This window comes from Phenylobacterium sp. (assembly GCF_036963605.1).
Lineage (GTDB): Bacteria > Pseudomonadota > Alphaproteobacteria > Caulobacterales > Caulobacteraceae > Phenylobacterium.
The window spans coordinates 34,356-45,198 of the sequence record NZ_JBALUY010000018.1 but is presented as its reverse complement, the minus strand read 5'-3'; the positions used below and the strand labels follow the sequence as shown (position 1 = coordinate 45,198).

Genomic DNA, 10,843 nt, shown 5'->3' with positions numbered 1-10,843 from the left:
GCGGCCATGGACGAGGTCGACCTGGTCCTGGGCAATGCGGAGAAGAGCGCGGCCGGCGCCTATCTCGACCGACCAGCCGACGGCCGCGTGCGGGTCAACGACATCATGAGCGTGCGGGAAACCGCCGGCCACCTGATCGACGGCCTGAAGGACCGGGCGCGGGCCTATGTGGAGGTCCAGAATGGCTGCGACCACCGCTGCACCTTCTGCATCATCCCGTTCGGCCGCGGCAATTCCCGCTCGGCCCCGGCCGGCGAGGTGGTGGACCAGGTCCGCCGCCTGGCGGCCGAAGGCTATGCCGAGGTGGTGCTCACCGGGGTGGACGTCACCAGCTGGGGCGCCGACCTGCCCGGTCAGCCGAGCCTTGGCCAGCTGGTCGGGCGAATCCTGAAGCTGGTTCCGCAGCTGCCGCGCCTGCGCCTGTCGTCCATCGATGCGGCCGAGATCGATGATGATCTGCTGGCCCTGTTTGCGGCTGAGCCGCGGCTGGCGCCCTATCTGCACCTGTCGCTGCAGGCCGGGGACGACATGATCCTCAAGCGCATGAAGCGCCGCCACAGCCGGGCCGACGCCCTGGCCCTGGTGGCCAAGGTCCGCGCCGTGCGCCCTGACGTGGCCTTTGGCGCCGACCTGATCGCGGGCTTCCCCACCGAAACCGACGAGATGTTCGCCAACACCCTGAAGCTGGTGGAAGAGGCCGGCCTTTCCTACCTGCACGTCTTCCCGTTCAGCCCCAGGCCCGGCACGCCGGCCGCGCGGATGCCGCAGCTGCCGCGGGCGGAGATCAAGGCCCGCGCCGCCGCCCTGCGGGCGGCCGGCGAGGCGGCGCTGACCCGCCACCTTCAGGCCCAGGTGGGCCGCACGGTGGAGGCCCTGATCGAGCGTCCCGGCTTGGCCCGGGCCCCCGACTTCACCGAGATCGTCTTCGAGGGCGAGGCAAGGGTCGGCCAGATCACGCCCTTGCGCATCACCGGCCATGCCGGGAGCAAGGCCCAGGCGGTGGTTCCCGCCCTGGCGGCCGCCTAGGAACGGCGCAGCGAGCGCAACCCTCTTGCGCCAAACCCCGTTAGGGGCGGCAGAGGCTGGAGCCTGGCGCCCGGGGGAGACCGCCCGCCGGCGGTCCTGTGGGACGCCGATCGCCGCTCCAGCGCCCGGGAGCCCGCTGATGAACGACAGCAAGAGCGATGACACAAGGAACGGGGCCGCCTCGCCGGGCCCGAACCCCAAGAGCCTGGGACTGGGCGTCGCCCTGGGCGCCGCCGGCGCCACGGCGCTGGCCGCCGTGGTCGGCCTCGGCGTCGTCTATACCGGCGCCTACAATGTCGCGGCCACCGAGGAACATACCTCGCTGGGCCACTGGGCCCTCGACACCTCTTTTCGCAACTCGGTAAAGGCGCGGGCCGACAGTCTGACGCCGCCGGAGATCACCCCGCAGATGCTCGAGGCCGGCGCAGCCTCCTACAAGGCCATGTGCGCCCACTGCCATGGTGGGCCCGGCGTCGAGCGTGCCGACTGGGCCGGCGGCATGCGCCCACGGCCGCCCCACCTGGCCGAGGCCGCCGCCCATTGGGAGACCCGCGACGTCTTCTGGATCGCCAAGCATGGGGTGAAGATGACCGGCATGCCCGCCTTCGGCGTCACCCACGACGATGAGGCGCTGTGGAGCGTGGCGGCCTTCGTCAAGGCGCTGCCGGGCATGACGCCGGACCGCTACGGCGCCCTGGGCGGCCAGGCCGGCCACCATGGCGACGGCGAAGGCCAACGCCCGTAAGGAGAGCCCATGCAGATGTCCTACTGGCGCTTCGCCGCCATGATCGCAACCTCGACCCTGGTGATGTACGGGTTGATGTACCTGAACACCTACGCGTTCGAGCACATCTTCTTCAGCGAGACTCGCGCCTGGATGGCGCTGCTGATGGGGGCGACCATGGCCGTGATCATGCTCGGCTTCATGCTGAACATGTACAAGAACCGCACCGTCAACATCGCGATCTTCGCCGGCGCGGTCCTGGTCTTCGCCGGTTCGCTCTGGCTGGTCCGCGGTCAGGCGACGGTGGACGACACCGACTACATGTCCGCCATGATCCCGCACCACTCCATCGCCATCATGACCAGCAAGCGCGCGCAGATCACCGATCCCCGGGTGCGCAAGCTGGCCGACGAGATCATCGAGGCGCAGGAGCGGGAGATCGCCGAGATGCGCTACCTGATCGAGGATCTGGAGGCTCGGGACTGATGGTGAGCACCTTTTCTTTCCGAGGCGCGGGGTTCGCCGTCATCAGCTGCCTGGCCCTGGCGGGCTGCGGCGACGCCCGCCCCGACGACAAGGTCGTGGGGAATCCGCCGCCGCCCGTGGCCGAACTGGCGCCGGCCGGGACGGCTCTGCAGGGGGCGAATGTCCCGACCCTCGACCCCGTCACCGTGGATGAGGCGGAAATCGCCAAGGTGATCGGCCCCGGGCCATGGTGCGCCTTCCACTATACCCGCAGCGGCAAGCCGGTCCTGGCCTTCCAGGCCGAGCGCGGGGCCGGCGTGGTGAAGCTCAACGGCAAGCTGATCCGCCTGGCCTCAGCGCCGGCCGCTGGCGGCGTCCAGCTTTCGGCGGAAACCCTGTCGCTGCAGATCTCCAGCGGGGAAACGGCTCCGGACGCCGACTTGGCTGAGGCCGAGATGGTGTTCAATCTACGCCAGGGCGAAGGCCTGACGGTGGGCTATGGCGGCTATTATGGTTGCGCCCCCGCTTCGGAAGGGAGCCCCTAGTCGGCCTCGTCCGTTGTCGTCCGACCGGGGAAACCGGGCAGGGACCAGCGGAAGAGGATGGCGCCGGCCCGGATGGCCAGGCCGACGGCGAAGCCGGCCAGGGCCGCCGGCATCTGGGGGACGCCCGCCACGTTCAGGACCACGAAGACCCCGGCCCCCACCAGGGCGGCCGAGACATAGATCTCGCGCTTGAGCAGCACCGAGGGCTCCTCGGCCAGCACATCGCGGAGCACGCCGCCGAAGGTGGCGGTCAGCACCCCCATCACCACCGCGGCGCCTGCCGGGACCCCGAAGGCGAGGGCCTTGGCCGCGCCGATCACGGCGTAGGCGCAGAGGCCAAGGGCGTCGAGCCAGGTGAGGATGATCAGCCGCGCCTTGCCGGCGCCGAACAACCAGACCGCCAGCGCCGCGGCCAGCGGGGCGATCAGATATTCCGGGGCGATCACCCAGAAGACCGGGGCGTCGATCAGCAGGTCCCGCAGGGTGCCGCCGCCCACGCCGGTGACCGCGGCGAAGAAGGTGAAGGTGACGATGTCGTGTTTGCGCCGGGCTGCGGCCAGGGCGCCCGAGGCGCCGAACACGAACACCGCGGCATAGTCCAGCCAGACAAGGGCCGCCCCCAGGCCTTCCTCCATGATCAGCTCCTTGGAATTCGCCCTGATGCTAGCCCGCGGGCGCCGATCCTGCGAGGGCGCGTGACGGGGGAGGCGGCCGGCGCTAGAAGCGGCCCATGACGCAGGAAAAGAAAGGCTGGCTCCAGCGGCTGACCACCGGCCTGTCGCGCTCGTCGCGGCAGATGTCGGAGACCGTGGTGGCGAGCTTCGTCAAGCAGCCCCTCGACCAGGCCAAGCTGGACGAGCTGGAGGAGATGCTGATCGAGGCCGATCTCGGCCCCCATTCGGCCGCCCGGATCACCGCCCGCTTCGCCGAGGCCCGATTTGGCAAGACCGCCGACGAGACCGAGATCAAGGAGGCCCTGGCCGAAGCGATCGGCGACGAACTCGCCGCCCGCCGGGGGACCTTCGATCCGCTGAATGGCCCCAAGCCCTATGTGGTCATGTTCATCGGGGTCAACGGCTCTGGCAAGACCACGACGCTGGGCAAGATCGCCACCGACCTCACCCGCCAGGGCGCCAAGGTGCTGGTGGTGGCCGGCGACACCTTCCGCGCCGCCGCCGTCGAGCAGCTGGCGGTGTGGGCGGAGCGGGCCGGCGCCGACTTCATGTCCAGGCCTACGGGTTCCGACGCCGCAGGCCTGGCCTATGACGCCCTGGAGCGGGCCCGGGCCGAGGCCTACGATGTCCTGCTGATCGACACCGCCGGCCGGCTGCAGAACAAGCAGGGGCTGATGGACGAGCTTCTGAAGATCAACCGGGTGCTGAAGAAGGTCGATCCCGAGGCCCCGCACGAAACCCTGTTGGTGTTGGACGCCACGGTGGGGCGCAACGCGCTCGCCCAGGAGAACATCTTCGGCAACCAGATCGGCGTCTCCGGTATTGTCATGACCAAGCTGGACGGCACCGCCCGGGGCGGGGTGCTCGTGCCCGTGGCGCAGGCGTCCGACTCGCCCATCAAGCTGATCGGGGTCGGCGAAGGGGTGGATGATCTGCAACCCTTCGAGCCCCGCGCCTTCGCCCGCTCCCTGGTGGGACTGGAGACCCAATGACCCTGTCGCCCGGCGCCCACAAGATGGTGCGCTTCGTCGTCGACTATGGCGGCCTGCTGGCCTTCCTGGCCGGCTTCTTCCTGACCGGCCGCGACCTGATCGAGGCCACCTGGTGGCTGGTGGCCGGCTCGGCCCTGGCCCTCGTGATTGGCCTGGTCTTCGAGCGGCGGATCGCGCCGATCCCGGCCATTTCCGGCGGCGCGGCGCTGTTCTTCGGCGGCTTGACCCTGATCTTCCAGGACGAGATGTTCGTGAAGATCAAGCCGACCATCATGAACCTCATCTTCGGGGCCGGCCTGCTGGGCGGCCTGGCCATGGGCAAGAGCCCCCTGAAGATGATGCTGGGCACGGCCCTGCAGCTGCCGGACGCCGCCTGGCGCAAGCTGACCTTCAATTACGGCCTCTATTTCATCGCCATCGCCGTCCTCAACGAGGTGGTCTGGCGCACCCAGAGCAATGAGGTCTGGGTGCTGTTCCGCATGCCGGGCCTGATGGTCCTGGGGCTGGTCTTCTCGTTCAGCCAGGTGCCGCTGATGATGAAGCACGCCAAGACCGAGGACCCGCCGCCGCCGCCCAGCCCAGGTTGAGCGGTCGGCCGCCGGCCTTCCGCCGCCCACGGACGTTCCGTCGTCAAAGCGACGCAGAAGGCCTATAGTCTTTGCGCAATCGGGATGATCGCAAAGGGGGCGGGCCGATGGCGAAGGACAAGACCCAGGACGGCAGCGCCCCTGAGGCCGATGGGGTTCAGGCCCTGGACCGCTCGCCCAGCCATCTCCTGCACCGCGCCTTGCAGGTCTCCCTCGACATCTATGCCGATGTGTTCGGCGACAGCGACCTGACCCAGCGCCAGTACGCCGTCCTGGCCGCCGTCGAGGCCCAGGAGGGTCTGACCCAGACCGACCTGGTGCGGGCCACGGGCATCGATCGCTCGACGCTGGCCGACATGGCCGCCCGGATGATCGCCAAGGGCCTGCTGGCCCGGGAGCGTTCCCAGGCCGACGCCCGGGCCAACGCCGTGCATCTGACGCCGGAAGGCCGGGCGGTGCTGGCTAAGGCCCAACCGTTGATGGCCCAGGCCGACGCCCGGCTGATGCGGCTGATCGGCGCCTCCAAGCGCGACACCTTCCTGGCCCAGCTCCGCCAGATGGTCGCCGCCGGCGAAGCTTCGGCCGAGGCGCCCGAGAAGCCGGCCAAGGCGCCCAAGCCCGCCAAACCGCCCAAGACCAAGAAGGACAAGGCGGCGAAGGGCGTGGGCAAGAAGAAGAAGAAGGCCAGGAAGGCCGCCTGAACAGCGCCTTCGTCGGGCGTACGTCCCAAAGAAAAAGCCCCGGCGGGTGAGCGCCGGGGCTTCGTCGTCTGAGGTGTCTGCTGGGGCTAGCGGCGGTCGCCGAAGATGGCCAGCAGGAATTGGAACAGGTTGATGAAGTTGATGTACAGGCTCAGCGCGCCATAGTTGGTCGCCACGCCCATGGCCGCCTGGTCGCCGCCCAGCTGGTAGTAGGTCATTTTCAGACGCTGGGTGTCGAAGGCGATCAGGCCCGCGAAGATCAGCACGCCCAGGATGCTGATGATGAAGCCCATCATCGAGCTCTGGATGAACATGTTCACCACCATGGCGATCACCAGGCCGATCAGGCCGACAATCAGGAAGCTGCCGAAGGCGGTCAGATCCTTCTTGGTGGTGTAGCCGAACAGCGACAGGGCGCCGAAGGCCGCGGCCGTGATCAGGAAGGTCGAGGCGATGGAAGCGCCGGTATAGACCAGGGTCAGCACGCCCATGCCCGCCCCGATCAGGGCGACGATGGTCCAGTAGAGCATCCCGGAGGATTTCGGGGTGGCGTTCTTCAGGGCGAAGGCCCCGAACAGCATCACACCCAGCGGCGCGAAGGCCACAATCATCCCAAGGACGGTCATTCCGGCCAGGCGTCCGTCCGGCGTCACCGTATACATCAGGTCGCGGACAGGCGGATATTGACCGGTCACGAAGGCCAGAACGGCCGACACGACGAGGCCAAGCGCCACCTTGTTGTAGACGCCAAGCATGAAAGCGCGAAGACCCGCATCCACCGACATGTCGGCGCGATCCGCGGGGATCGAGCGCGCGTGGGCACGGTTGAAGTCGCTCATCGAGGCAAAGCCCTTTCTTGTGCGCGTCCATGATCGGACGCTGTTCTAATATCGGGACCCGGGGGCCTCCTGACAAGGATAACCGGTAGGCGGCCAGGGGAAATCGTTGGTTCCACTGGCGAATTGGCCGGGCTCACTTCCCTCATCCGTCATGGCCCGGCTTGACCGGGCCATCCATGAACACTGGCCAGGGCCTGTGCGCATGGACCCTCGGGTCAAGCCCGAGGGAGGCGGCGTTGAGGTGGGGACCGGCTCTCCTGGCTTGGTGGCTCCCGGCCGAGTGGGCTAAAAGCCGACCATGCTCCGTCTCTTCGCCGCCCTGGCCGTGCCCGAGGATGTCGCCGACGTCCTGGGGGCCCGGCAGCACGACCTGCCCGGCGCCCGCTGGCGCCCGCCTGAGGCCCTGCACGTCACCCTTCGCTTCTTTGGCGAGATCCCGGAAAACCAGGCCGACGACCTGGACGCCGAGCTGGGCTGCGTCACGGGCCGCCCGTTGCAGCTGGAGCTCGAAGGCGTCGGCGCGTTCGGAGAGGGCCGCGAAATCCACGCCATCTGGGCGGGCGTGGCGGAGAACGCCGAGCTGAGACAACTGGCGGGGCGCTGCGAGGCGGCCGCCCGGCGTGCGGGCCTGGTCCCCGACCGGCGTGTCTATCGCCCCCACGTCACGCTGGCCTATCTGTCGCGGCCTGATCCTGCTGAGGTTGCGGCCTGGATCCAGCGCAACAACCTGCTCAAGTCGCCGCCCTTCGGCGTGGCGAGCTTTGGCCTCTATTCCAGCCGGCGAGGGGCGTCCGGGCCGGCCTATCGACTGGAGAAGGAATACCCCCTGGTCTGAGGGCGGCTCAGACCGCCGCGGCGTGGTCGCGCAGGACGCCCAGGGTCACGATGGCCAGGGTCTCCTCGTGGGTCGCCTCCAGCACCACCTGCGGGGCGCAGCCGGCGTCCAGGGCTTCCTTCCAGCGAGGCGCGCACAGGCACCAGCGGTCGCCGGGGCGAAGTCCCGGAAATCCGCTCTCGGGCACAGGGGTCGAGAGGTCGTTCCCGACGGAGCGGGAATAGGCCAGGAACTCCGCCGTCATCACCGCGCAGACCGTATGCAGCCCGAGGTCGTGGGGCCCGGTTTCGCAACAGCCGTTGCGGAAGAAACCCGTCACGGGGTCCATGGAGCAGCGTTGCAGCTCGCCTCCCAGGACGTTCAAGGCGTCGGCGTCGTATCGGATGGTCATGGCCCCATTCTAGACGCTAAGACGGAGGCTGCGCCAAGGGAGTCCCGCATCCATGAGACAGCCTTCCGCCTCTGAGCCGCAAGGGACCGCCGCCGCCTCGGCCGCCCGGCCGCGACGCAGCGCCCTCTACATGCCCGCCGCCAACGCCCGGGCCATGGACAAGGCGCGCACCCTGGCCTGCGACGTGGTGATCCTTGACCTGGAGGACGCCGTCGCCCCCGACGCCAAGGTCGAGGCCCGCGAGGCGGCCTGCGCGGCCGTGGCGGCGGGCGGCTTCGGGGCGCGGGAAGTGGTGATCCGCATCAACAGCCTGTCGACCGAATGGGGCGAGGCCGACCTCGCTGCGGCGGTTGCGGCGGCGCCTGACGCCCTCCTGGTCCCCAAGATCGACGGGCCGGAGGATCTGGCGGCCTATGCGCAAGGGCTGCCGCCGGGCGTGGCGCTGTGGGCCATGGTCGAGACCTGCGCGTCGCTGTTTCGCCTGGAGCCCCTGGCGGCCGCCGCAGCGGACCACGGGCTCACCACCCTGGTGGTCGGGACCAACGATCTGGCCAAGGAGATGCGGTGCCGTCCCGACGTGGACCGCGCGCCGCTGCTGGGGCCGCTGTCGCTGATGGTGGCGGCGGCTCGGGCGCACGGACTTGTGATCCTGGACGGGGTCTATAACGCCATCGACGACGATCCGGGCCTGGCCCGCCAGTGCGCGCAAGGCGCCGCCTTCGGCTTCGACGGCAAGACCCTTATTCACCCTCGCCAGATCGAGACCGCCAACCGGGCCTTCACCCCCGATCCGGAAGCCGTGGACTGGGCGCGAAAGGTGGCGGAGGCCTTTGATTTGCCTGAAAATACGTCTAGGGGCGTGATCCGGGTGGAGGGCCGCATGGTCGAGCGGTTGCACCTGGACGAAGCTCTGCGCCTGATCGCCGTGGCCCGCGCCATCGAGGAGGTGTCGCGCGCGCCGGGCGACACCGCCTGATCGAAGACCAGGCCAGATCCGCGGCCACACAGGGAGCCACGCCATGCGACCGATCGCCGAGACGTTTCGCCAGCCCGTCCTGGCCGGCCTGCTGGTCGCCGGCCTGATGGCGACGCCGGCCCTGGCCCAGGAGCGCGACCCGATCGGCGACCTGCTGAACGGCGATGGCCCGGTGAGCACCGCGCCGCCGTCCGCCGAAGCCGCGCCGGTGGTGACCCCGACGCCAACGCCTGCGCCAACCTCGACCCCATCGCCGCCGCCCGCCGCAACCCCCGCGCCGCGGCCCGCGCCGGCCCCGATTCCGACGGTGATCCCGAGGACGCCGCCGCCGCGGCCCAGCGACACGATCGCCTCCCAGCCGGTGTTTCTGGACGAACGGCGGGCGGTGGCCGGCGAGCTCACGCCGGAGGAGCGCAGCTATGAGGCTCGCCTGCGGGCCTCGTTCGACTCCGCCCAAGGCCTGCAGGGCCCGCTGGACGGCGGCTGGATGCTGTCCATGGCCAGCGGCGCCGAGCTTTACGCCCTGCGCTTCGTGGACCGCGGCTCCGGCGCCCTGGAAGGCGCCTGGCGCGACGCGCGACGCCCCGGCGCCCTGGACGGCTTCGGCTTCCTGGACAATATCGAGCGCAGCGGCGGCAAGGTGACCCTGCGCTTCTCGCCCCGCCCCGGCGCGCCGCCCACGGTGATCACCCTGTCGTCGGCCGGCCAGGATCAGTGGTCCGGCGAGATGATCGAGAGCGGGACCCCCCGCAGCGTCACCCTGCGCCGCCGTTAGAGGCTTCGCAGCGCGCCTGTCGCCGCCTGGGTCGCCAAGGCCAGGGCGGCCGGTTCATAGGCCAGGCCCGCACTATGGCCCCAGACCGGGCCGGGCCAGGCGGGATCGTCGGCCCGTCGCCCCACCACATGCACATGGAGCTGCGGCGTGACATTGCCGAGCGCGCCGATATTCAGCTTCTCCACCGGCCGACCCAGCGCCGCGCCGATCGCCCGTACCGCCCGGCCCGCCGCCAGGATTTCCGCCATCAGACGCCCCTGGTCGGCCGGCGACAGGTCTTCCAGCTCCCGAGCGGCGGCCACCCTGGGGATCAGCACGACCCAGCCATAGCGGGCGTCGTCCTGCAGCCGGGCCTGGCAGAGAGGAAGCTCGAGGAGCTGATGGGAAGTGGCCACAAAGGCGGGGTCGAGGGCGAACATTGCGCCAGACTGAGGCCGGAGGCCTAAGGCCACAAGCCAGCAGCCTTGCCGCCGGGGCGCCGCTTGGGTTAGGGACCGCCAACAAAGTCGGCCAAAGCCAGGAGATACCCCATGACCAGCAAGACCCCGATCCGCGTCGCGGTCACCGGCGCGGCCGGCAATATCGGTTACGCCCTGCTCTTCCGCATCGCCTCGGGCGAAATGCTCGGCAAGGACCAGCCGGTCATCCTGCAGATGCTGGAGATCCCCACCGAAGGCGCCCAGAAGGCCCTGAAGGGCGTGGCCATGGAGCTGGACGACTGCGCCTTCCCGCTGCTCGCCGACATGGTGCTGACCGACGATCCCAAGGTGGCCTTCAAGGACGCCAACTGGAGCCTGCTGGTGGGCTCCAAGCCCCGCGGCCCCGGCATGGAGCGCGCCGACCTGCTGAAGGACAACGGCAAGATCTTCATCGCCCAGGGCCAGGCCATCGACGCGGTCGCCGCCGATGACGCCCGCGTCGCGGTGGTGGGCAACCCCTGCAACACCAATGTGATGATCGCCGCCAGCCAGGCCAAGCGCCTGACGCCGGACCGCTTCACCGCCATGGTGCGCCTGGACGAAAACCGCGGCCGCGCCCAGCTGGCCAAGAAGGCCGGCGTGTCGATCAACGACGTCTCCGACCTCTACATCTACGGCAACCACAGCCCGACCATGTTCGCCGACTTCACCCACGCCAAGATCGGCGGCAAGGCCGCCGCCGAGGTGATCGGCGACGAAGCCTGGCTGAAGAACGACTACCTGCCCACCGTCGGCAAGCGCGGCGCGGCCATCATCGAGGCCCGCGGCCAGAGCTCGGCGGCCTCGGCGGCCAACGCCCTGATCGACCACGTCCGCGACCTGGTCACGCCCGGC

15 protein-coding genes are annotated in these 10,843 nt (G+C 69.7%); 11 read left to right on the top strand and 4 right to left on the bottom strand.

The features are described 5' to 3' along the window. From V7702_RS05355 to V7702_RS05340, 4 genes are all read left to right on the top strand, one after another. The coding region (locus tag V7702_RS05355) for a MiaB/RimO family radical SAM methylthiotransferase (RefSeq protein ID WP_335649104.1) at positions 1 to 1,026 on the top strand (1,026 nt) is incomplete at its 5' end. A 139-nt stretch (positions 1,027 to 1,165) separates the two neighbouring features. Then, on the top strand, positions 1,166 to 1,771 hold the full coding sequence (locus V7702_RS05350; protein WP_335649103.1) for a c-type cytochrome: 606 nt from the start codon (positions 1,166 to 1,168) through the stop codon (positions 1,769 to 1,771). A 9-nt stretch (positions 1,772 to 1,780) separates the two neighbouring features. Beyond that, the gene (locus tag V7702_RS05345; protein WP_335649102.1) at positions 1,781 to 2,236 is read left to right on the top strand and encodes a DUF305 domain-containing protein; all 456 of its coding nucleotides are present in this window, start codon (positions 1,781 to 1,783) and stop codon (positions 2,234 to 2,236) included. Further along, complete coding sequence (locus V7702_RS05340; RefSeq protein ID WP_335649101.1) at positions 2,236 to 2,760, top strand: DUF6692 family protein; 525 nt, start codon at positions 2,236 to 2,238, stop codon at positions 2,758 to 2,760. The genes V7702_RS05345 and V7702_RS05340 overlap by 1 nt, the downstream gene beginning before the upstream one ends. Here V7702_RS05340 and V7702_RS05335 read toward each other — a convergent pair. Next, entirely contained in the window at positions 2,757 to 3,395 is a 639-nt protein-coding gene (locus V7702_RS05335; protein WP_335649100.1) for a trimeric intracellular cation channel family protein, read from the bottom strand. The genes V7702_RS05340 and V7702_RS05335 overlap by 4 nt on opposite strands. A 95-nt stretch (positions 3,396 to 3,490) precedes the next feature. Here V7702_RS05335 and ftsY point away from each other — a divergent pair, with 95 nt between their 5' ends. The 3 genes from ftsY (at position 3,491) to V7702_RS05320 (ending at position 5,714) form a co-directional block, all read left to right on the top strand. Continuing rightward, positions 3,491 to 4,426, top strand: a complete 936-nt coding sequence (ftsY, locus tag V7702_RS05330; RefSeq protein WP_335649099.1) for a signal recognition particle-docking protein FtsY — start codon at positions 3,491 to 3,493, stop codon at positions 4,424 to 4,426. Then, a complete protein-coding gene (locus tag V7702_RS05325; RefSeq protein WP_335649098.1) occupies positions 4,423 to 5,013 on the top strand; it encodes an inner membrane-spanning protein YciB in 591 nt (196 codons plus the stop codon). Before ftsY ends, V7702_RS05325 begins: the two co-directional genes overlap by 4 nt. Positions 5,014 to 5,120: 107 nt before the next feature. Next, the gene (locus tag V7702_RS05320) at positions 5,121 to 5,714 is read left to right on the top strand and encodes a MarR family winged helix-turn-helix transcriptional regulator (protein ID WP_335649097.1); all 594 of its coding nucleotides are present in this window, start codon (positions 5,121 to 5,123) and stop codon (positions 5,712 to 5,714) included. 86 nt (positions 5,715 to 5,800) lie between these two features. Here the strand turns inward: V7702_RS05320 and V7702_RS05315 are convergent, their stop codons facing one another. After that, positions 5,801 to 6,553 (bottom strand): Bax inhibitor-1/YccA family protein, encoded by a 753-nt coding sequence (locus tag V7702_RS05315; protein ID WP_335649096.1) that lies wholly within the window; start codon positions 6,551 to 6,553, stop codon positions 5,801 to 5,803. Between the two features lie 298 nt (positions 6,554 to 6,851). Between V7702_RS05315 and thpR the strand changes: the two genes are divergently transcribed. Next, positions 6,852 to 7,388 (top strand): RNA 2',3'-cyclic phosphodiesterase, encoded by a 537-nt coding sequence (gene thpR / locus V7702_RS05310; protein WP_335649095.1) that lies wholly within the window; start codon positions 6,852 to 6,854, stop codon positions 7,386 to 7,388. Positions 7,389 to 7,395: 7 nt separating this feature from the next. Here the strand turns inward: thpR and V7702_RS05305 are convergent, their stop codons facing one another. After that, entirely contained in the window at positions 7,396 to 7,779 is a 384-nt protein-coding gene (locus V7702_RS05305; RefSeq protein WP_335649094.1) for a DUF2237 family protein, read from the bottom strand. A 52-nt stretch (positions 7,780 to 7,831) separates the two neighbouring features. Between V7702_RS05305 and V7702_RS05300 the strand changes: the two genes are divergently transcribed. Next, the gene (locus V7702_RS05300) at positions 7,832 to 8,755 is read left to right on the top strand and encodes an HpcH/HpaI aldolase/citrate lyase family protein (protein WP_335649093.1); all 924 of its coding nucleotides are present in this window, start codon (positions 7,832 to 7,834) and stop codon (positions 8,753 to 8,755) included. Positions 8,756 to 8,798: 43 nt separating this feature from the next. Further along, complete coding sequence (locus V7702_RS05295) at positions 8,799 to 9,530, top strand: hypothetical protein (protein ID WP_335649092.1); 732 nt, start codon at positions 8,799 to 8,801, stop codon at positions 9,528 to 9,530. Here the strand turns inward: V7702_RS05295 and V7702_RS05290 are convergent. Next, positions 9,527 to 9,949: an HIT domain-containing protein gene (locus tag V7702_RS05290; protein ID WP_335649091.1), complete on the bottom strand. Its 423-nt coding sequence runs from the start codon at positions 9,947 to 9,949 to the stop codon at positions 9,527 to 9,529. The genes V7702_RS05295 and V7702_RS05290 overlap by 4 nt on opposite strands. Positions 9,950 to 10,060: 111 nt before the next feature. On the opposite strand from V7702_RS05290, the gene V7702_RS05285 reads away from it, so the two are divergent. Continuing rightward, a partial coding sequence (locus tag V7702_RS05285; protein WP_335649090.1) for a malate dehydrogenase occupies positions 10,061 to 10,843 on the top strand: 783 nt, incomplete at its 3' end.